This window comes from Roseateles sp. GW821-FHT09G09 (assembly GCF_059415965.1).
On record NZ_JBWKOG010000002.1, the window covers coordinates 46,989 to 67,377 of the forward strand.

Annotated in this window: 20 protein-coding genes; 9 read left to right on the forward strand and 11 right to left on the reverse strand. The window is 69.8% G+C overall.

Annotation, left to right across the window (positions count from 1 at the left end):
• The first annotated feature begins 24 nt into the window (after positions 1 to 24).
• From phnD to AC07O8_RS05140, 7 genes are all read left to right on the forward strand, one after another.
• The gene (gene phnD / locus AC07O8_RS05110; protein ID WP_495047016.1) at positions 25 to 954 is read left to right on the forward strand and encodes a phosphonate ABC transporter substrate-binding protein; all 930 of its coding nucleotides are present in this window, start codon (positions 25 to 27) and stop codon (positions 952 to 954) included.
• A complete protein-coding gene (phnC, locus tag AC07O8_RS05115) occupies positions 951 to 1,751 on the forward strand; it encodes a phosphonate ABC transporter ATP-binding protein (protein ID WP_495047017.1) in 801 nt (266 codons plus the stop codon). Before phnD ends, phnC begins: the two co-directional genes overlap by 4 nt.
• Before the next feature lie 5 nt (positions 1,752 to 1,756).
• Positions 1,757 to 2,593, forward strand: coding sequence for a phosphonate ABC transporter, permease protein PhnE (phnE, locus tag AC07O8_RS05120; RefSeq protein WP_495047601.1), 837 nt, complete (start codon positions 1,757 to 1,759; stop codon positions 2,591 to 2,593).
• A gap of 40 nt (positions 2,594 to 2,633) precedes the next feature.
• Positions 2,634 to 3,731 carry an iron-containing alcohol dehydrogenase PsrA gene (gene psrA, locus AC07O8_RS05125; protein WP_495047018.1) on the forward strand — a complete coding sequence of 366 codons (1,098 nt, stop codon included), beginning with the start codon at positions 2,634 to 2,636 and terminating at the stop codon, positions 3,729 to 3,731.
• Positions 3,728 to 4,579, forward strand: coding sequence for a phosphonoacetaldehyde hydrolase (gene phnX, locus AC07O8_RS05130; protein ID WP_495047019.1), 852 nt, complete (start codon positions 3,728 to 3,730; stop codon positions 4,577 to 4,579). The genes psrA and phnX overlap by 4 nt, the downstream gene beginning before the upstream one ends.
• Positions 4,580 to 4,614: 35 nt before the next feature.
• Complete coding sequence (locus tag AC07O8_RS05135) at positions 4,615 to 5,253, forward strand: glutathione S-transferase family protein (protein ID WP_495047020.1); 639 nt, start codon at positions 4,615 to 4,617, stop codon at positions 5,251 to 5,253.
• A 387-nt stretch (positions 5,254 to 5,640) separates the two neighbouring features.
• Positions 5,641 to 6,615, forward strand: coding sequence for a 2-hydroxyacid dehydrogenase (locus AC07O8_RS05140; RefSeq protein ID WP_495047021.1), 975 nt, complete (start codon positions 5,641 to 5,643; stop codon positions 6,613 to 6,615).
• A gap of 104 nt (positions 6,616 to 6,719) precedes the next feature.
• Here the strand turns inward: AC07O8_RS05140 and AC07O8_RS05145 are convergent, their stop codons facing one another.
• The gene (locus AC07O8_RS05145) at positions 6,720 to 7,613 is read right to left on the reverse strand and encodes an aldo/keto reductase family oxidoreductase (RefSeq protein WP_495047022.1); all 894 of its coding nucleotides are present in this window, start codon (positions 7,611 to 7,613) and stop codon (positions 6,720 to 6,722) included.
• Between the two features lie 173 nt (positions 7,614 to 7,786).
• On the opposite strand from AC07O8_RS05145, the gene AC07O8_RS05150 reads away from it, so the two are divergent.
• On the forward strand, positions 7,787 to 8,713 hold the full coding sequence (locus tag AC07O8_RS05150; protein ID WP_495047023.1) for a LysR family transcriptional regulator: 927 nt from the start codon (positions 7,787 to 7,789) through the stop codon (positions 8,711 to 8,713).
• A gap of 349 nt (positions 8,714 to 9,062) precedes the next feature.
• Here the strand turns inward: AC07O8_RS05150 and fur are convergent, their stop codons facing one another.
• The 4 genes from fur to AC07O8_RS05170 form a co-directional block, all read right to left on the reverse strand.
• The gene (gene fur / locus AC07O8_RS05155; RefSeq protein WP_495047024.1) at positions 9,063 to 9,584 is read right to left on the reverse strand and encodes a ferric iron uptake transcriptional regulator; all 522 of its coding nucleotides are present in this window, start codon (positions 9,582 to 9,584) and stop codon (positions 9,063 to 9,065) included.
• A 31-nt stretch (positions 9,585 to 9,615) separates the two neighbouring features.
• Positions 9,616 to 10,806 (reverse strand): PepSY-associated TM helix domain-containing protein, encoded by a 1,191-nt coding sequence (locus tag AC07O8_RS05160; protein ID WP_495047025.1) that lies wholly within the window; start codon positions 10,804 to 10,806, stop codon positions 9,616 to 9,618.
• Between the two features lie 10 nt (positions 10,807 to 10,816).
• Entirely contained in the window at positions 10,817 to 11,008 is a 192-nt protein-coding gene (locus tag AC07O8_RS05165; protein ID WP_495047026.1) for a hypothetical protein, read from the reverse strand.
• A 161-nt stretch (positions 11,009 to 11,169) separates the two neighbouring features.
• Complete coding sequence (locus tag AC07O8_RS05170) at positions 11,170 to 12,894, reverse strand: FAD-dependent oxidoreductase (RefSeq protein WP_495047027.1); 1,725 nt, start codon at positions 12,892 to 12,894, stop codon at positions 11,170 to 11,172.
• A gap of 148 nt (positions 12,895 to 13,042) precedes the next feature.
• Here AC07O8_RS05170 and AC07O8_RS05175 point away from each other — a divergent pair, with 148 nt between their 5' ends.
• Complete coding sequence (locus tag AC07O8_RS05175; protein ID WP_495047028.1) at positions 13,043 to 13,534, forward strand: acyl-CoA thioesterase; 492 nt, start codon at positions 13,043 to 13,045, stop codon at positions 13,532 to 13,534.
• 15 nt (positions 13,535 to 13,549) lie between these two features.
• Here the strand turns inward: AC07O8_RS05175 and gshA are convergent, their stop codons facing one another.
• The 6 genes from gshA to AC07O8_RS05205 form a co-directional block, all read right to left on the reverse strand.
• Positions 13,550 to 15,016, reverse strand: coding sequence for a glutamate--cysteine ligase (gene gshA, locus AC07O8_RS05180; protein ID WP_495047602.1), 1,467 nt, complete (start codon positions 15,014 to 15,016; stop codon positions 13,550 to 13,552).
• Between the two features lie 334 nt (positions 15,017 to 15,350).
• Positions 15,351 to 16,406 (reverse strand): GlxA family transcriptional regulator, encoded by a 1,056-nt coding sequence (locus AC07O8_RS05185; RefSeq protein WP_495047029.1) that lies wholly within the window; start codon positions 16,404 to 16,406, stop codon positions 15,351 to 15,353.
• 15 nt (positions 16,407 to 16,421) lie between these two features.
• Entirely contained in the window at positions 16,422 to 17,003 is a 582-nt protein-coding gene (locus AC07O8_RS05190) for a cysteine hydrolase family protein (RefSeq protein ID WP_495047030.1), read from the reverse strand.
• A gap of 162 nt (positions 17,004 to 17,165) precedes the next feature.
• A complete protein-coding gene (locus AC07O8_RS05195; protein ID WP_495047031.1) occupies positions 17,166 to 17,765 on the reverse strand; it encodes a DUF1415 domain-containing protein in 600 nt (199 codons plus the stop codon).
• A 43-nt stretch (positions 17,766 to 17,808) separates the two neighbouring features.
• A complete protein-coding gene (locus AC07O8_RS05200; protein ID WP_495047032.1) occupies positions 17,809 to 19,023 on the reverse strand; it encodes a M20 aminoacylase family protein in 1,215 nt (404 codons plus the stop codon).
• Between the two features lie 181 nt (positions 19,024 to 19,204).
• Positions 19,205 to 20,338 (reverse strand): ABC transporter substrate-binding protein, encoded by a 1,134-nt coding sequence (locus tag AC07O8_RS05205; protein ID WP_495047033.1) that lies wholly within the window; start codon positions 20,336 to 20,338, stop codon positions 19,205 to 19,207.
• Between the last annotated feature and the right edge of the window lie 51 nt (positions 20,339 to 20,389).

Genomic DNA, 20,389 nt, shown 5'->3' on the forward strand with positions numbered 1-20,389 from the left:
CTCACCACTTCCTGGATGCCGCCCATGTCGACGACCCTTCAGCCCAGTCAGCCCCGTCCGCCCCGTCCGCCCCGCACGCCTCGCTTCTCCGTTCTCCGTCGCGCCGTCCTGGCCGCCGCCGTCGCCGTGGCGGCAGGGCTGCCAGCCGTGTCCGCCGCCCAGCAGCAGACGCTGACGATCGGCCTGATCCCGGCCGAGGACTCGCAGGCGATGATCGAATCCAGCCGCCAGGTGCTGGACGCGCTGCAGCAGCAGCTCGGCATGCCGGTGAAGCCCTTCGTGGCCACCGACTACAACGGCGTCATCGAGGCGCTGCGCTCGAAGAAGCTGGATGTGGCCTACCTCGGTCCGTTCTCGTACGTGCTGGCCAGCTCGGTCGCGAACGTCGAGGCCTTCGCCGTCGCCGTCACCAAGAAGACCGGCCAGAGCGCCTACAAGAGCGTGATCCTGGCCCGCAAGGACAGCGGCGTGCACACGGTCGCCGAGCTCAAGGGGAAGAACTTCGCGTTCGTCGATCCGAGCTCCGCGTCGGGCCACCTGTTCCCCAAGGCCGGCCTGCAGCAGGCGGGCTACGACCCGGACGCGCTGTTCGGCCGCGTGCTGTTCTCGGGCTCGCATGACGCCAGCATCCTGGCCGTCGCCAACAAGAAGGTCGATGCGGCCGCCGTCGCCGATCGCATCTTCGCCAGCGCCGTCGCCAAGGGCACGGTGAAGCAGGACGACTTCGTCGTGCTGTGGTCGTCCAGGCCGATTCCCGAATCGCCGATGGTCTGGCGCAAGGACCTCGATCCCGCGCTGAAGGAGAAGATCGCCAAGGCATTGGCCAACCTCAAGGACGTGAAATGGGGCGACCAGGGCGTGCTCAACGGCTTCCAGCCGACCAGCGACGCCGCCTACGACGTCGTCCGCGACACGGCCAAGGTGCTCAAGCTCGACCTGCGGAGCATGAAGTGATCACGCTGCGCGGCGTCACCAAGCGCTTCGGCGACAACGCCGTGCTGCGCGGCGTGGACCTGGACGCGAAGGCCGGCGAGTTCCTCGTCGTGCTCGGCCCGTCGGGCGCGGGCAAGTCCACGCTGCTTCGATGCATGAATCGCCTGGCGCGGCCCGATGCCGGCGAGATGACGATCGCTGGACTGGACGCCATGTCCGCCACGCGCGCCGCCGACGTGCGTGAGTTGCGACGCCGCGTCGCGATGGTGTTCCAGCACCACCACGTCGTGCCGCGCCTGAGCGTGGCGAAGAACGTGCTGACGGGCCGGCTCGGCGCGGTGTCGACCTGGAGTTCGGTGCTGCAGCTGTTCCGCGCGGCGGACGTCGCGCTGGCGCGGGAGTGCCTGGAACGCGTCGGCCTGGGCCACAAGGCGGAAGAGCGCACCGACTCGCTGTCCGGCGGCCAGATGCAACGCGTGGGCATCGCCCGCGCGCTGGCGCAGCGCCCGCAGGTGATCCTGGCCGACGAGCCGGTGGCGAGCCTGGATCCGCACACCGCGCGCCAGGCGCTCGGTTACCTGAAGCAGGCCTGCCGCGAGCTCGGCATCACCGTCGTCTGCAACCTGCACCAGGTCGACTACGCGAAGGAATTCGGCGACCGGATCGTCGGTCTGTCGCAGGGACGGGTGCTGTTCGATCGGCTGCCGGGCGAGCTGTCCGATGCCGAACTCCACGAGCTGTATGCCGGCCGGGCCGCTCAGGTCGGGCTGCAGCTGATCGAGCCCCTGAGCTTCGAGGACGAAAGGAAAACCGCATGACGACGATGAATGCCGTCGACCGCGCCGCCGCCGATCGCTTTCGCTGGCTGGTGGGTCTGCCCACGACGCCGGCCGGATGGACGAAGCTGCTGGCCGCGATGGTGCTGGGCCTGTGGGCGCTGCAATGGAGCGCGACCGGCGCCCAGTTGAGTCCGACGGAACTCGCCAACGGCCTGCCGCAGATCGCCGACTTCCTGAGCCGCACCTGGCCGCCGGACTGGCGCATCCTCGACCGGCTGTGGGCGCCGGCGCTGGAGACGATCCAGATCGCCGTGTGGGGCACGCTGCTGGGCGCGGTCGCCGCGGTGCCGGTGTCCTTCCTCGCGGCGCGCAACCTGCAGGGGCCGCGCTGGCTGTACCGCTTGACGCGCCAGGGCCTGAACGTGACGCGCAGCATCAACGAGCTGATCCTCGCGCTGGTGTTCGTGTCGGCGGTGGGACTGGGCCCGTTCCCCGGCGTGCTGGCGCTGGCCGTGCACGGCGCGGGGATGCTCGGCAAGTTCTTCGCCGAGGCGATCGAGGAGATCGACCAGGGCCCGCTCGAGGCGCTGCGCGCCACCGGCGCCCGGCCGCTGCAGGTGATCGTCTTCGGCGTGCTGCCGCAGGTGGTCACCGCGTGGATCGCCGTCGTGCTGTACCGCTTCGAGGTCAACCTGCGCTCGGCGACGGTGCTCGGCATGGTGGGCGCGGGCGGCCTGGGTTTCGAGCTGGTGGGCAGCCTCAAGCTGTTCAAGTACCCCGAGACGGCCACCTGCATCATCGTCATCACCATGATGGTGGTCGCCGCGGACTTCGTGTCGAGCCGGCTGCGTCGTGCGATCCAGGACAGCGGTCGGCATTGAGAAGAACCGATCTAGAGACAACGAGGACAACGACGTGAACGTGTGGAAGTTTCACAACCCGGTCGACGTGCGGGCCGGCATCGGTGCGCTGGCGCTGCTGCCCGAGCTGGTCGGCGAACGCGACGCCCTGCTCATCGCCTTTCCGGAAGCGGAGCCGCTGGGGCTGGTCGGCCGGGTGAGGGCGATGCTCGGCGACCGCCTGGTGGCGGTGGAGACCGACATCCGCCCGAACCCCGATGTCCGCTGGCTCGCGCCGCTTTACGAGCGCCTGTGGCGCGAGCATGGCGGCGCACGCTGCGTGATCGCGCTGGGCGGCGGCAGCAGCATCGACGCGGCCAAGGCGATGCTCACCGCGACGCCGTCGGGCCGCTTCGACGAGCTGCTCGATCACCTGATCGATCCGACGGCGGCGCCGCTGCCGGCGGACGGTCCGCATCGCGCGCTGATCGCGATCCCGACGACCGCGGGCACCGGCAGCGAGGTCACGCCCTGGGCCACGCTGTGGGACGCCGGGCGCTCGCGCAAGCACTCGCTGCATCTGCCGTGGACCTGGCCGGAGGCGGCGATCGTCGATCCCTCGCTGATGGTCAGCCTGCCCGCGGGGGCGACGCTGGCCAGCGGCCTCGATGCGCTGTCGCATGCGCTGGAGTCGCTGTGGAACGTGCATCGCAACCCGGTGTCGTCCAGCCTCGCGGCGAGCGCCGTGCGCACCATCGTCGCGACCCTGCCCGCGCTGCTGCGCGAGCCGCGCCGCCTCGACCTGCGAGAAGCGCTGGCGGTGGCCGCGCTGCAGGCGGGCATGGCCTTCTCCAACACGAAGACGGCGTTGGCCCACTCGCTCTCCTACGACATCACGCTGACGCAGGGGACCGCGCACGGCATCGCCTGCTCGTTCAGCCTGCCGCGCGTGATGCGGCTGGCCTTCGGCCGCGATGCGGCGCTGGACGCGCAGCTGCTGACCCTCTTCGACGCGACCGACGCCGACGGCGCGGTCGCCGCGCTGGAGCGCTTCCTCGCCGCGCTCGGCGTTTCCACCGATCCCGCCGATTACGGCATCGCGCCCGCTGACTGGGACGCACGCGTCGAACAGGCGCTGCGCGGTCCGCGCGGTCGCAACTTCATCCAGGCCTACGCATGAACACCCGCTCTTCTTCCCAACGCACCGCCTCCGTCGTGGGCTATCCGCACCTGCAAGCCGTGATCTTCGACTGGGCCGGCACGCTGGTCGATCACGGCTCGCTGGCGCCGACGCAGATCTTCGTCGACGCATTCGCCACCTTCGGCATCACGCTGACGCTGGCCGAGGCCCGCGGCCCGATGGGCCTGTCCAAGCGCGACCACATCCGCACGCTGCTGGAGGACGCGTCGCTGCAGGCGCAGTGGCGGGCGCGCTTCGACCGCCCGTCGACCGATGCCGACATCGACGCGATCTACGAGCGCTTCATGCCGATGCAGATCGACAAGGTCGGCCGCTACTCGCAGCCGATTCCTGGCGCGGTCGAGATGCTGGCCGCGCTGCGCCGCGCCGGACTGAAGATCGGCTCGTGCTCCGGGTACCCGCGCCAGGTGCTGGACGTGCTGCTGCCGCAGGCGAAGGCCGACGGCATCGAGGCGGATCACGTTGTCGCCGGCGACGAACTCGCCGCTGGCGGTCGGCCCGGTCCGTTCATGGCGTTGGCGAACGTGCTGGCGCTCGGCGTCGGCGACGTGCGCGCCTGCGTGAAGGTCGACGACACGACGCCCGGCATCGAGGAGGGCCGCAATGCCGGCATGTGGACGGTGGGGCTGAGCCTGTCGGGCAATGAGACGGGTCTGACGCTGGCGCAGCTTCAGGCGCTGCCGGACGCCGAGGTCGAGGCGAAGCGCGACTTCGCCGCGCAGCGTCTGACAGCCGCAGGCGCGCATCTGGTCATCGATTCGGTCGCAGAGTTGCCGAAGGCGTTGGCCGAGATCGACGCACGCATGGCGCGCGGCGAACGGCCCTGAGTGGTTCAATGCGTGGGTCACTTCAGGACACGACCATGGGTTGGACTCTCTTCGGATCGGCCGCCTCCGGCTCGACGGCGGTGGAGGCGGCGTTGACGCTGCTCGGCATCGAGGTCGACCTGATCGAAGGCGCGACCTGGGAAGCCGAGGCCGCCCGGGTGCGCGTCGGCGCGGCCAACCCGATGCGGCAGATCCCGACGCTGGTCGACGACGACGGCCGGGTGATGACCGAGAGTGCCGCCATCCTGATCCACCTGGCCGATACGCATCCGCAGGCGCGGCTCGCGCCGGCGGTCGACGATCCGCGGCGCGCGGAGTTCCTGCGCTGGATGGTGTTCGTGTCGTCGGCGATCTACTCGCTGCACTGGATCAAGCCGGATGTGACCCGCATCGGCGCCCGGCCCGATCAGCGCGATGCGGTGGTCGACGCAGTCCATGACCGCATCGCGTTCTGCTGGGGCGTCATGGACGCGCAGATGACGCCCGGGCAATACCTGCTCGGCGACGAGCTGTCGGTGCTGGATCTGTACGTGACGGTCGTGTCGCGTTTCGGCCCGTGGCGCGAGCGCTTCTACGAAGTCGCGCCGACGATGACGCCCGTCGTCCGTCGTGTCGATGCAGACCCGCGCCTGCAGGCGTTCTGGCTCGCGCGTTTTCCGATTGACGACGAGTGACTGCCATCGCCGCTGGCCCTCACCCCTCCCTCTCCCGCAAGCGGGAGAGGGTGTCCCGCCGAGCGGTGTTCTCACCCGCTCCTCCGCTTGCGGAATGCCCACCGTGTCAAACGCACGCAGCGGTGGTCGTTGCCCCCGCTCCCGCAAGCGGGAGAGGTGTCTCGCCGAGCGGTGTTCTCACCCGCTCCCCCGCTTGCGGAATGGCCACCGTGTCAAACGCATGCAGCGGTGGTCGTGCCCCCTCTCCTGCTTGCGGGAGAGGGCAGGGGTGAGGGCCAGCGGCCGACGAAGTACTTGACGTCGTGCGAAGCGCGTTCGCGCTCTGGGACCCGCGCACGGACGCGCTCCTATCATCGACGGCGAACTCCCTGACTCCATGAGGTCGCCGTGTCCGCCAATCCTTCGTCCGCCAGTCCCTCGTCCGGATCTCCCCGCCGATTGCTCGTCCTGATGCCGACGGCGGAAGAGCACCTGTCGCAGTTCCGCGCGCGTTATGACGTGATCTACGCGCCGACGGCCGAGACTCGCGCGAAGGCCGTGGCCGAGCACGGCGCCGACATCGAGATCGTCCTGACCATCGGTGCCGTCGGCCTGCGCGCCGATGAGATCGAGGCAATGCCCAAGCTCCGTGCGGCCGCGGCGCAAGGCGCCGGCTACGAGGCCATCGACCTCGCCGCCGCCAAGGCGCGCGGCCTGACGCTGTGGAACGGCGCGGGCACCAACGATTCCTGCGTCGCCGATCACGCCATGGCGCTGCTGCTCGCCTCCGTGCGCGCGCTGCCGCAGCAGGAGCAGGCACTGCGTGCGGGCCAGTGGCGCGACGTGCTGCCGCTGCGCCCCAGCGCCAACGGTCGCAAGCTCGGCATCCTCGGCATGGGCACGATCGGGCTGCGCATCGCCAAGCGTGCCTTGGCCTTCGACATGGAGGTCGGTTATCACAACCGCCGTGAGCGCAACGACTCGCTGGGCTGCCAGTACTTCGGCTCGGCGCTCGATCTCGCGCAGTGGGCGGACTTCCTCATCGTCGCCGCGCCGGGCGGCCCGACCACCAAGCACATCGTCAATGCCGAGGTGCTCAAAGCCCTCGGCCCGCAGGGCCACGTCGTCAACATTGCCCGCGGCAGCCTGGTCGACACCGCCGCGCTGGCCGATGCGCTGGCGGCTGGTGAGCTCGCCGGCGCGGCGCTCGACGTCTACGAGTCCGAGCCCAAGCCGCCGGAGGCGCTGCTCGGCTTCCCGAACGTGATCCTCACGCCGCACATCGCCGGCTGGTCGCCCGAGTCCGTGCAGGCCACGGTCGACCTGTTCCTCGAGAACGCCCGCCGCTGGGAAGCCGGCGAGCCCGTACTGACTCCTCTCTGAGCAAGCGCGAACGCCCCGGTCCCTGTGGGGCCGGAGTACTGCTTGGGGTTCGCGGACGCGATGCCCCATGCGGTGCGGAGAGCCCGCGCTTGGCGATGGCAGTTTCAATGGCTGGCGACGGACGCCATCGCATCGAGCCGTCGCACGGCGTCGGCGGGTAGCGTCAGCGAAGCGGCCTGGACGTTCTGCCGCAGATGCTCCACCGACGAGGTGCCCGGGATGAGCACCAGGTTGGGCGACCGCTGCAGCAGCCAAGCCAGCGCCACCTGCATCGACGTGGCGCCCACTTCGGCGGCGACCGTCGACAGCGTCTCCGACTGCAGCGGCGAGAAGCCCCCAAGCGGGAAGAACGGGACGAAGGCGATGCCTTGCCCGGCCAGTTGATCGAGCAGCGCATCGTCGTTGCGATGCGCGAGGTTGTACTGGTTCTGGACGCAGACGATCTCGACGATCTTGCGCGCGTCCGCGACCTGGCGCGCCGTCACGTTGCTCAGCCCGATGTGGCGGATCAGTCCCTGGCGCTGGAGTTCGGCCAGCGCGGTCACCTGCGGTTCCAGCGAGCCTTCCGCCGGGCCGTGCACGTCCAGCATGCTGCGCAGGTTCACGACGTCGAGCACGTCCAGCCCCAGATGGCGGAGGTTGTCGTGGACCTGCTGCGTCAAGGCCTCGGCGGACTGCGCCGGCAACCAGGAAGCGTCCTCGCCGCGGCGCGCGCCGACCTTGGTGACCAGGGTCAGACCGTCGCGGTACGGATGGAGCGCCTCGCGAATGATCTGGTTGGTGACGTGCGGGCCGTAGAAGTCGCTGGTGTCGATGTGGTCGACGCCCAGCGCGACGGCTTCGCGCAACACCGCCACCGCGGCCGCGCGGTCCTTCGGCGGGCCGAAGACGCCGGGCCCGGCCAGCTGCATCGCGCCGTAGCCGATGCGCGTCACCGTGCGGGTGCCGAGCTTGAACGTGCCGGCTTGCGCGAGGGGGCGGGAAGAAGTGCTGCTCATGGGTGTCCTTCAAGGTTTCGGATGAACTTCGGATGAACGTCGGATGAACTCCGGAGGAGGTTCGGCTGAGGTTCGGAGGGGTCGTCGACGTCGTGGAAGGACTGTAGGCAGCGCGCGGTCGTACGATAAGGGGATCGAATCCGCACGGGCTGTGCGGAATCAAGGACAGTGAGATGGAACTCGGTGATCTGTCGGCCTTCCTCGCCGTGGCGCGATCGGGCGGCTTCCGGGAGGCGTCCCGGCAGTCTGGCTTGAGCCCGTCCGGGCTGAGCGAAGCGGTGCGGCGCCTGGAGGCGAAGCTCGGCGTGCGGCTGCTGCACCGGAGCACCCGCAGCGTCGCGCCGACCGAAGCCGGCGCTCGCCTGCTGGACCGGCTCGGGCCGGCGCTGGGCGAGGTCGAGGCCGCGCTCGATGTCGTCAACGGCTTCCGCGAGCGGCCGGCCGGCACGCTGCGGCTCAACGTGCCGGCGAGCGCCGCGCGGCTCGTGCTGCCAACCATCGTTCCCGCGTTCCTGAAGGCCTATCCGGACATCAAGCTCGACGTCACGGTCGACGAGAGCTTCGTCGACGTACTGGCCGCCGGCTGCGACGCCGGCATCCGCTACGAAGAGCGGCTGGAGCAGGACATGATCGCCGTCCCCATCGGTCCGCGGACGCAGCGCATGGCGACGGTGGCCGCGCCGGCCTATCTGGCCGAACATGGCCGACCGGCGCATCCGCGCGAGCTGCTGTCCCATCGCTGCCTGCGGGGCCGCTTCCCCAGCGGCACGGTGCCGGCCTTCGAGTTCGAGCACGACGGCGAGACCGTCACTGTCGATCCCGACGGGCCGCTGATCGTGCGCCTGGGCGGCGGACTGGATCTCGCGATCGAGACCGCCGTCGCCGGCTGCGGCGTCATCCAGACCTTCGAGGACTGGGTGCGGCCCCACCTGGACAGCGGCGCCCTCGTGCCGGTGCTGGAGGACTGGTGGGTGTCCTTCAGCGGCCCGTTCCTCTACTACCCGGGCCGGCGCTACCTGCCCGCGCCGCTGCGCGCCTTCGTGGACTTCGTGAAGGAGGTGCAGGCAGGCAGCAGCGGACAAAAAAAGTCCGCCGCTTGAGCAACGTCCAGGACCGGGGTCAGGCGTTGCTCAAGTCGAGCGGACGAAGGCGTTGAGAACTGAAAGTGGCCCCTCGAAGCAGGGACCGTGGCTCCGCGAACGGAACGCGGGAGGCGACGAGTCGCGCTAGGATCTCAACCCAGCAGGCCCGTCGCCAATCCGAGGCAGGACATGACGCCGATGCCGACCACCCAGGCATCCGCGTTGTTCAACGAAGACCAGACCGTTTGCTTGAGCATCTGCATGACCATCTCCTGCTGCAGCCGAGTTGGCTGCGATGGATGGAAATGTACTGTATGCAAATACAGTATTCAACAGGGAAGTGCCGGATTGTGCGGTCGCTTCGGATTCAGCGACTGCGCTTCGCCCGGCACTCCGGGTTCGAGCACAGCCCATACAGCGCGAGCGCATGCTCGACCAGCTCGTAGCCGCGCTCCTCGGCGATCTCGCGCTGGCGCTGTTCGATGCCGGCGTCGTAGAACTCCTCCACCCGGCCGCAGGCCAGGCACACCATGTGGTCGTGGTGCTGGGCGGAGTTGAGCTCGAACACGGCCTTGCCCGATTCGAAGTGCTGACGCGCCAGCAGCCCCGCCTCGACGAACTGCATCAGCACCCGGTACACCGTCGCCAGGCCGATGTCCGCGCCCTCCAGCAGCAGCTGGCGGTAGACATCTTCGGCGCTGAGGTGGCGCTGGTCCGACTGCTCGAAGATCTGCAGCACCTTGATGCGGGGCAGGGTGGCCTTCAGGCCGCTGGACTGCAGGCTCTCGATCTGGTGCTTGGGGGAGTCGGGCTTGGGGGAATCAGGCTTGGGAGAATCAGGCTTGGGGGAGTCGGGCTTGGGGAATCCGGGCTTGTGCGAGTCAGGCATGTGCGGTGAGTGTGATCGTGCGGACTGGCGATCAGGCGGCCGCGGTTTCGGGATTCTTGGCGTCGTCGCGCTCGTCGGCGGCATCGGCGGACGTGGCACCCTTCCTGTCCTTCCTGGCGCCCTGCGGCTTGCGCAGCCACAGGTAGAGGCCGCTGCCCAGGACGACGATGGTCGCCACGTCCAGCAGCGCCCACAGGATCTTCATCGGCATGCCGCCGTAGTCGCCGAAGTGCAGCGGCTGCGACACCAGCAGCGCCGTCAGGTACCAGGGCAGTTCCGGCGCGGCCGTCAGCTGCGAGGTCTTCGCGTCGATCAGCAGCGGCTGCAGCAGCTTGGAGGTCAGCGGCGTCGTGCCCTTCAGGAAGAAGGTGTTGTGGTGTGGGCTCGAGAAAGAGGTGCCCGGGAAGGCGATGAACGAGACCTTGCGCTTGTCGCCGGCCTGCATCGCCGTGTCCATCGAGGCCTGCAGCGGCGCCCGCTCCGCGACCGTCAGCAGCGGCTGGTCCTTGTAGGGCGCCAGCAGCGCGGTCACCTTGTCGTACTGCCAGTACTGCACCAGCAGCTCCGCCCAGGTGTTGATCATCCCGGTCGCGCCGACGACGAAGCACCACACCAGCGTGACGATGCCGATCAGGTTGTGCAGGTCCAGCCATTTCACGCGCGTCGAACGGTCCTTGCGCACGGCGCCGAAGTCGAGCTTGCGCATGAACGGCGCGTACAGCACCACGCCGCTGACCAGCGCGATCAGCAGCAGCAGGCCCATCAGGCCGAGGAAGAGCTTGCCCGGCAGGCCCGCGAACAGATCGACGTGCAGCCGGAACATCAGGTCCATGAAGCCTTCGCCGATGCGGTACTCCCGCACCGCCAGGCCCGTGCGGGCGTCGACGGCCACCGACTTGAACTGGTCGGTCGGCGCCGGCGTCGGCGCGAGCGTGAACCACCACAGGCGCGGGTCGTCCTCGTTCTCGCCGGCGAACTGGATCACCATCGTGGGATGGACCGCGTTGGCCGCCTTGGCCATCACGTCCAGCGACACGCGCTGCGTGTCCATCGCGGCGGGGAGTTCGGGCGCCTCGATCTCGTCGCCGAGCAGGTGACCGATCTCGTGGTGGAAGATCAGCGGCAGGCCCGTCAGGCACAGCAGCAGCATGAACAGCGTGCAGACCAGGCTGGTCCACTTGTGGAGCCAGGTCCAGACGCGGATGGCGCGCGAGCTCAGCATCGTCGTGTCCTCAGGCCTTGCGCTCGGCGCGCTGCGGGCGCCAGGCAAACCAGGCGATGACCGCGACGGGCACGCCCAGGCCGACCCACGACCAGGCGTCACCCCACGCGTCGGAGACCAGCGCGGTCAGCAGGCCGGAGGTGCTGAGCAGGCCCAGTGCGATCGGCCAGGTCCAGAGACGGCGGGATTCGGGAGACAGCATCGGACGGCGCCCAGTTTGCAAATAACAATTATTCGCATTCTATGGCGAAGTGCTGTTCCCGGTGAATGGGGCCGACCGCCGATCGGGGAGGCGATGAAAGCGCCGCCGCCCCGACAGGCGGGGCGGCAGGGCGTGAGGAAGTGGGGCGTCGGCCCCTGGGCTCAGACCGTCGCGCGGGCCACGGCGGCGGGACTGAGCTGCTCCGCCCGCGCCGCATCCTGGCGGGCCAGGTACTGGTGGATGCTGGCGACGACCTGCGCGCCTTCGCCGATCGCGCCGCCGACGCGCTTCACCGACCCCGAGCGCACGTCGCCGACCGCGAACACGCCGGGGATGCTCGATTCCAGGGGCTCCGGCTTGTATTCGGACAGCGGGCAGGCGCAGGCGCGGCCCGTGATGATGAAACCGGCCTGGTCGAGTTCCAGGCCGCATTCGGCGATCACGCCGGTCTCCGGCTCGGCGCCGATGAACATGAACAGGTGCTGCAGGGCGAGTCTGCGCTCCTGTCCGTTGCGGCGGTCGCGCCAGCTCACCGCCTCGAGCGAGTCACCGCCTTCGAGCTCCTTGAGCTCCTGGTGCGGCTGCAGTTCGATGTTGGCGGTGCCCTGGATGCGGTCGATCAGGTAGCGCGACATCGTCGCGGCCAGTCCCGGGCCGCGGATCAGCATGATGACCTTGGTTGCGTGGTTGGCGAGGAACACGGCCGCCTGTCCCGCCGAGTTGCCGCCGCCGACGATGACCACCGTCTGACGGCTGCAGATGCGGGCCTCGATCGGCGAGGCCCAGTACCAGACGCCGCGGCCCTCGAAGCGGGTCAGCGCCTCGATCTCGGGCCGGCGGTAGCGGGCGCCGGTGGCGATCACCGCCGTGCGGGTGCGGACCTTGCGGCCGTCCTCGAGCGTGAGATGGAGTTCATCCCCCTCGCCCTGCCGCTCGCAGCTCATCCGGGTGACCTTGGCGGGGATGAGCATGTCCGCGCCGAACTTCTGGGCCTGGACAAAGGCCCGGCCCGCCAGCGCCTGACCGGAGATGCCGGTGGGGAAGCCGAGGTAGTTCTCGATGCGCGAACTCGCGCCCGCCTGGCCGCCGAACGAGCGACAGTCCAGCACCAGCACCGACAAGCCCTCGGACGCCGCGTAGACGGCGGACGACAGCCCGGCGGGGCCGGCGCCGATGATGGCGACGTCGTAGAGCTCGGTGCGCTCGCGCATGTCGACGATGCCCATGCAGCGGGCGACCTCGTCGTCCGACGGATCGACCAGCACCTCGCCGCCGGGGCAGATGACCAGCATCTGCACGCCCTCGGTCATGTACTGGTCGGCGAGGGCCTTGGCGTCCTCGTTCTGGTCGGGCTCCAGCTGCTGGTGCGGATAGCCGTTGCGGCCCAGGAAGCTGCGCAACCGCATGACCGGCGCGGACTTGCCCCGGCCGATCAGCGTGGCGCCGCTGGCCCCGGCCTCGATCAGGCCGACGCGGCGCAGGATGAAGGCGCGGGTGAGGCGCTCGCCCAGGTCGGCCTCGCCGATCAGCAGCGCGCGCAACTGCGGGGGGCTGACGTCGACGGCCTCGACCTCGGTCTCGGCGATCGCGTCGATGAAGGAGGGCCGGCCGCTGAGCTGGCCGACCTCGCCCAGGAAGCCGCCGGGCCCGTGCCGGTGGATCGGCGTCACATGGCCGAGGCTGTCGCGTTGCGACACGGTGATCTCACCGCTGAGGATCAGGATCATGCCCATGCCGGTGTCGCCGGCACGCACGACCCATTCGCCTTGGGAATAACGCCGGAACCGGCCGAATCGCGCGACGCGCGCGATGTCGGCGACGCCGAGCGCGGGGAACATCTGGGCACCGCGCGTGTCGACGATGCTGGGCTGCTGGACCTGGACCATGGAACCTCCTGCCGCGCACCCTAACCGACGCCCGTGTCAGCGGCAAGCGCCAGAAGAGGGAGCCGCCCCGTCCACCCCTCACGCCCCCGGACTCTGGCACCATGACGGCCACTCTCCCACTCCACGATCCGACGCCGGATCCCGCGCCATGGACCTGCCTTCCCACCAACTCACGATGACGGTGCTGATGACGCCGGACATGGCCAACTTCTCCGGCAACGTGCACGGCGGCACCATCCTGAAGCTGCTCGACCAGGTCGCGTACGCGTGCGCCAGCCGGTACGCGGGCCGCTACACGGTGACGCTGTCGGTGGATCAGGTGATGTTCCGCCAGCCGATCCACGTCGGGGAACTGGTCAGCTTCCTGGCGACGGTGAACTACGCCGGCACCTCGTCGATGGAGATCGGCATCAAGGTCGTCACCGAGAACATCCGCGACCAGGTGGTGCGGCACGCCAACAGCTGCTTCTTCACGATGGTGGCGGTGGGCGAGGACGGCCGCCCGGTGCCGGTGCCCCCGCGCACGCCGACGACCGCGGACGAGAAGCGCCGCTGGGACGCGGCGCTCGAGCGCAAGAAGCTGCGCCAGGAGCTGCAGAAGCGCCATGACGAACTGCGGAGTTCGTCGCTGCCGGGCTGAGCCGGCGGCACCGCGTCAACCTTGCAGTTGCGCGGGATCGAGGTACTGCTGGCGGAAGGTCTCGAAGTCGATGGTGTCCGCCGCCTCGATCGCCGCCTGCGCCTCCAGCGAGGCGTGCGCCGACTGGTCGAAGCGCTTCATCAGGCCCTCGGGCAGCGGTCGCTCCAGCACATGGCGGCGCGACAGCGCCGACTGCGCCGCGACGAAGTCCAGGTGCGAGGACGCGTGCTGCGCGCGCATCGCCGCCAGCACGCGGGCCGACGGCAACTGGTCGGGATCGTCCCAGCGCTCGACCGCCTGCGCGAGCGCCTCGCGGTACAGCGAGCCGCCCAGCGCCGCGTCCACCTTGGCCGCGATCGGCGCGAACTCGGTCAGCAGTTCGCGGCCCCAGTCGCGCAGCAGCACGTCGCCGCCGCGGCGTTCCAGCTTCAGGCCGGGCTCGCGGCCGGCCGAGGCGGTGCGATGCTGGTTGCGCGCCAGCGCGCCGAGCTCGTCCGGCGTGTCGTTCGGGCTGTCGGTCAGCCAGCAGTGCAGCAGGAAGAGGTCGAGGAACCGCATCGTCCCGGCGGCGATGCCGACCGGCTCGAACGGATCCAGGTCCATGCAGCGGACCTCGATGTACTCGACGCCGCGCTCGCGCAGCGCATGCAGCGGCCGCTCGCCCGAGCGGATGGTGCGCTTGGGACGGATGGTGCCGTAGAACTCGTTCTCGATCTGCAGCAGCGTCGTGGACAGCTGGTTGTACTCGCCGCCCGGATTGACGACGCCGACCTTCTCGTAGGCGGGATAGGGCCGCGTCAACGCGTCCTGCAGCGAGGCGGCGTAACCGTCGATGCTGTTGTAGCTCACCGCCAGCGAAGACTGCGCGTCGCTCTGGTAGCCGAGCCGGCCCATGCGCAGCGAGGTACCGTAGGGCATGTGCAGCGTGCCGTCGGTCAGCGGCTGCAGGCCGTGCTCGCGGCCGGCCACGAAGCTCGCGCACAGCGCCGGCGAGGCGCCGAACAGCGTCAGCAGCAGGAAGGAATGGCGGCGGAAGTTGCGGATCAGCGCGAAGTGGTCCGCGTTGTCCAGGCCCGGCATGGACCAGTTGTAGTGGATGCCGGAGATCGTCTGCATGCGCCGGCCGTAGCGGTGGCCCAGGCCCATGCGGTAGACGCTCTTGGCGCGGCCGATGTTGGAGGCACCGTAACGACCGATGGGGATGGTCTCGTCGGCGGGGAGCAGGCAGGGCATGCTGGACGCCCACATCAGTTCGTTCCCCAGGCAGCGGTAGACCGCCTGGTGGATCTCGGTGAGCTGGCGTTCGCAGTCCTCGGCGGACGCGTGCACGCCGGTGATCAGCTCGAGCTGCGATTCGCTGAAGTCGGTGGTGACGGTCTCGTGCGTCAACGCGGAGCCGAGCGCCGTCGGATGCGGCGTCAGCGCCAGGGTGCCGCCGCTCGGTTGCGCGCGCAGGCTCTCCTTCTCCACGCCGCGGCGCATGCCCGCCAGACGGGCCGGATCCAGGGCCTCCAGTCGCTTCAACCAATCGTTCAAATGCCGCTCCTCGTTCGCTGTGGGCGCGCAAGTTACCAGAAGTGCACGAAACCCGCTTGACTTGGATTTATGCAGTTTGTGCTAAGTCGGTAGGCGCTCGGTGGCGCTGGGGGGCGCGGGGCAATCGTCGGGCCAGCCCCAACGCTGCCTTCGCAGGGAGCACAGACGGCGGAGCCGGTGCCCCTCCTCTCTCACAGTCTTCGCTTCGCTCAGGGTTCGTTCAGAGGGGCACCGGCTCCGCCGTCTTGATGCAGGTCGAAGAGGGTCTCGGTTTGAGGGTTCAGGGCGCGGCGGTGAGGCGGCGGCGCGTGCGGCGAAGCTGCTGGTCTGAACTGAAACCGGCCGCCAACGCCGCCTGGGCCGGGCGCACGCCGCGCTGGAGTTCGCGCCGCGCCAGTTCGAGCCGGATCGCGCGCAGGTAATCAAGGGGCGTGGTGCCGCCGTGCTGGGTGAACAGCCGGGTGAGGTGGCGCGGCGTGACATGCGCGACCTCGGCCATGCGGGCGAGGCTCCAGTCGGCGCGCGGGTCGGCGCAGACCGCGTCCTGCACGCGGTGCAGCGCGGGATGGAGGTGGTGCCGGTTCGCGAGCATCGGCGAGAGCTCCGGATCCTGCGCGCCGCGCCGCAGGTAGACGACCATCACCTGCGCGACCGAGGCGGCGATCGCCTCGCCGCAATGTTCGGCGATCAGCGCCAGCACCAGGTCGATGCCGGCCGTGATGCCGGCGCTGCTGGCCAGCGGGCCGTCGAGCACGAACACGCGGTTGGCCTGGACGTCTGCGCGAGGCGCGGCGTCTCGCAGCGCGTCGAGCGCCTCGTGGTGGGTGGTGCAGCGGCGACCGTCCAGCAGGCCGGCCCGCGCCGCCAGCAGCGCGCCGGCGCAGATGCTCAGCAGCCGCCCCTGGCCGCCGGCCAGCAGCGCGGTGCCTTCGCGATGCAGCCAGCGCTCGATGCGCAGGTCGTCCTCCCGGTCAGCGGTAGCTGGCGGCGGATCGTCCGGATGCGGGTGGCGTCGGCCGCTCAGGATCAGCCAGTCCCGCCCGCCGAGCGCCGGCAGCGGCTCGAGCGCGGCGAGGGTGAGGCCGACCGAGCTCAAGGCGGAATCGGCCGCGGCGCAGTAGCGGAGCCGGAACGCCTCCGGTTCGCCGCGCCGGCGCAGGGCCTGGTTGGCGAGTCGGAGCGCCTCGGCGGCGCCGGCGAGGTCGAGCAGCAGCGTGTGGCGCTCGACCAGGATCCAGACGTCGAGGGGTCCGGCGTCCGGGTGGGCATCCATGTCGGTGTCCATGTCGGTGTCCATGAGGTCGCCCGCGGCGCGATCGGAGTCGGAAAGGGACATCGCCGCAGTATGCGCTCAGGCGGCGCGCGCCAGCGCCTGCTCGACGGTCACGATGTCGGCGAAGCGGCCCTGCAGGGCGACCTCGGTGCGCAGCTTGAGGTCGTCGACGCCGACCACGACGCCGCTGGCGTGCGGGATGGGGAAGGTGTGCGTCGCCTCGGTCACGTAGTCGACGGTCCAGCCCTCGTCGCTGGCGTGGCGGGTGGTGGTCTCGCAGCACTGCTCGGTGCGGATGCCAGCGACGATCAGCCGGCGGATGCCGTGCTCGGTCAGCCACACCGACAGCCCGGTGCCGACCAGCGCGCTGTGGCGGCGCTTGAGGAATTCGGCGGCGATGGGCACCTGCGCCAGGCCGTCGAGCGGCCGGACGTGGCCGCTGAGCAGCGAGAAGGGGTTGTCCGCCGTCTCCGGACCGTCGCTGTGGAGGATGCGGATGATCGGCAGGCCGCGGGCCGCGGCGCCATCGAGCAGGGCGTTGGTGCGTTCCTGGAAGGCGGGCCAGGTGGCTTCGTCCCAGTAGGGGCGGTGGCGGAAGGATTCCTGGACGTCGATCAGCAGGACGGCGGTCGTGGGGGCAGCGTTCGAGGCGGTGGTCATCGAGGACTCCATCGGTGGGTTGATGGTTGTCATCGTGCCGGCGAAGGCCTCTGCCGTCGCGCCGCCGGCGGACCAGTCGCGGTCAAATCAGGACATCAGGTTTGCCACGACCGCAGCCCTCACCCCCGCCCTCTCCCGCCAGCGGGAGAGGGAGCAAGAGGCTCAGTCCTCGCGCGTGGTGCGCTGGGCCAGCGGCAGCTTCGCCTCGACGTCCAGCGCGTCCCAGCCCTTGCGGCCGATGCGGCGCAGCGTGTCGATGTTGGCCTCGTAGATCGCGTCGGTGTCGGGCATGGTCTCGACGGCGCGCTCGATGCTCTCCTCGCGCAGCAGGTGCAGCGTGGGGTAGGGCGACCGGTTGCTGAAGTTGTCGACGTCGTCCGCCTCGGTGCCGTCGAACTGGTAGTCCGGATGGAAGCTCGCGACCTGCAGCACGCCGTCCAGGTCCAGGTCTTCCACCAGCGCATCGGCCGCGCCGAGGAAGTCGTTGAAGTCCAGGAAGTCGTTCAGCACCCAGGGATGGACCAGCAGGGTGGTCTCGGTCTCGTCCGGATCGGCGCGGTTGAGCGAGAGCAACTCATGCGCCAGGTCCTTGAGCAGGTCCTCGGGCGTGCGCGCCGCGCTGACCACGGTGCGCAGCCGCTGGTTCACCTCGACGCTCTTGGCGAAGGGGCACAGGTTCAGGCCGATCACCGCCCGCTGCAACCAGCGGTGGGTGTCGTCGAGAACGGTCTTTTCCTGGTCGGGCGCGATCGGAGCGGTCATCGGGCGGGAGGCTGGACGTTGTCGGGAATGGAGGCGCCAAGGCTCAGGCCTGGGCGGGCCGGGGCTGCTTGAACCAGGCGTCCACCAGGCGGACCCACATCGAGCCGCCCAGCGGGATCAGCTCGTCGTTGAAGTCGTAGCTCGGGTTGTGCAGCATGCAGGGGCCCAGGCCGTGGCCACCCTCGCGGTGGCTGCCGTCGCCGTTGCCGATCAGGAAATAGCAGCCCGGCACTTCCTGCAGGTAGTAGCTGAAGTCCTCGGCACCCATCGTGGGCTCGAACTCCTGCACGTTGGGCGAGCCCAGCATCTCGGTCAGCACGCCGCGGACGAACGCGGTCTCGGCGGCGTGGTTGATCGTCGGCGGGTAGTTGCGGTGGAACGAGAACTCGCACTGGACCTCGAAGGCGTCGCCGGTGGCCTCGGTGATCTGCTTCATGCGGCGTTCGATCAGGTCCAGCGTCTCCAGCGTGAAGGTGCGGACGGTGCCCTGCAGCTCGCAGGTCTCAGGGATGACGTTGGTGGCCTCGCCGGCATGGATCATCGTCACCGAGATCACGCCCGCGTCGATCGGCCGCTTGTTGCGGGTGATGATGGTCTGGTAGGCCTGTACCAGCTGCGCGGCCACGACCACGGGGTCCGTGCCCAGGTGCGGCATCGCGCCGTGCGCGCCCTTGCCCTTGATGCGGACCTTGAACTCGTTGCTCGAGGCGAAGACCGGTCCGCTCTTGAGCGCGAACTGGCCGGCGGCCATGCCCGGCCAGTTGTGGATGCCGAACATGGCTTCCATCGGGAACTTCGTGAACAGGCCGTCCTTGATCATCTCGCGGGCGCCGCCGCCGCCTTCCTCCGCCGGCTGGAACACGACGTAGACGGTGCCGTCGAAGTCGCGCTGCGCCGCCAGGTGCTTGGCCCCCGCCAGCAGCATCGCCGTGTGGCCGTCGTGGCCGCACGCGTGCATCTTGCCGGGGTGCTTGCTGGCGTGGGGGAAGGTGTTGTGCTCGGTGATCGGGAGCGCGTCGATGTCGGCGCGCAGCCCCAGCGTGCGGCCGCTGGCGCCGCCGTCGCGGCCCCGGATGATGCCGACCACGCCGGTCTTGCCCAGGCCGCGGTGGACCTCGATGCCCCAGTCGGTCAGGGCCTGGGCCACCACGTCGGCGGTGCGGTCCTCGTGGAAGCAGAGTTCAGGATGCGCGTGCAGGTCACGTCGCAGCTTGGCGATGGCCGGGGCGTCGGCCAGGATGGGTTCGATCAGCTTCATGTGCGGGCACTCCGATGTCGTCGCGACAGCGCGTCGGGCTTGCCGCGAGCCAGAAAGGCCGCGGCGCCGCTCAGGGCGGCGCCGCTGTGTCGGACCAGTGTACCCGCGGGGCCGGATCGGCGCCGCCGGTGGCGTGCGATCCCAGGCCCGGGTCTGCCCGGGGCCACCCGGGGACGGCAGGTCAGCGCTTCACGCGCCCGTCGTTGGTCAGCATGGTCATCTCGACGAAGCTCGAGCCCACATGCTTGTTGGGCTTGAAGTTCACGTTGAAGCCGCCGACGTTGTAGTTCGACAGCGTGTCCAGCGCCGCGACCAGGCCTTCGCGGGTCGGGCGGGCCATGCGGCGCAGGCCTTCGCTGAGGACCTTGGCGCCGATGTAGCCCTCGATGGCGGTGTAGTTGAACTTCTGGCCGGCCTTGGTGGCGGCCTGCTGGTACTCGTGGACCACGCCGACCTGGGAGCCGAACGGGTAGGGCATGACCTGGCTGACGACCACGCCCATCGCGTCCGCGCCCAGCTCGTCCAGCAGCGACTGGGTGCCGACGAAGGACACGTTGTAGAACACGCCGCCGTAGCCGGCCTTGCGCGCGGCGCGGATGAAGGCGGCGCAGCTCTTGTACGCGCTGATCATCACGATCGCCTCGGGCGGCGAGCCGCTCTGCACCAGGTCCTTGACGGCCTTGGCGACGTCGACGCTGTTGCGCTCGACGGTGGACATGGCCTGCGGCTGGAGCGCCAGCGGCTTCATCGCGCGCAGCACGCCGTCCAGGCCGGCCTTGCCGTAGGCGTCGTTCTGGTGGAAGACCGAGATGCGCATCAGGCCCAGCTGGGTCAGCTGCTTCACGATCAGGGCGGTCTCGTCGTAGTACGAGGCTCTCACGTGGTAGACCCACGGGCTGAACGGGTCGCGCAGCGCCTCGGCGCCGGTGAAGGGCGCGACGAAGGGGATCTTGGCCTGGTTGACCAGGGGCAGCGCGGCCAGCGAGGTCGGCGTGCCGACGTAGCCGAAGAGCGCGAAGACGTCGTCGGCGATCAGCTTCTCGGTGTTGGCCTTGCAGCGGTCGGGCTCGTAGCCGTCGTCCAGCGTGCGCAGTTCGATGGTCGTGCCGTTGACGCCGCCGGCGGCGTTCTGGGCGTCGAAGAACAACTTGGCGCCAGCCTGCATCTGGATGCCCAGCTGGGCGGCCGCGCCGGTCAGCGGCACCGACTGGCCCAGCACCAGGCGTTTGCCTTGCGCGCGGACGGCCGTCGGGAGGGGCAGGGTGGCGAGCGCGCCCAGGGCGCTGGCGGAGGCGAGAAGTTGGCGGCGATCCAAGGGGGACTCCCAGAGGGTGCGAATTGATATTGTGGCGTCCGCCGGACGGCA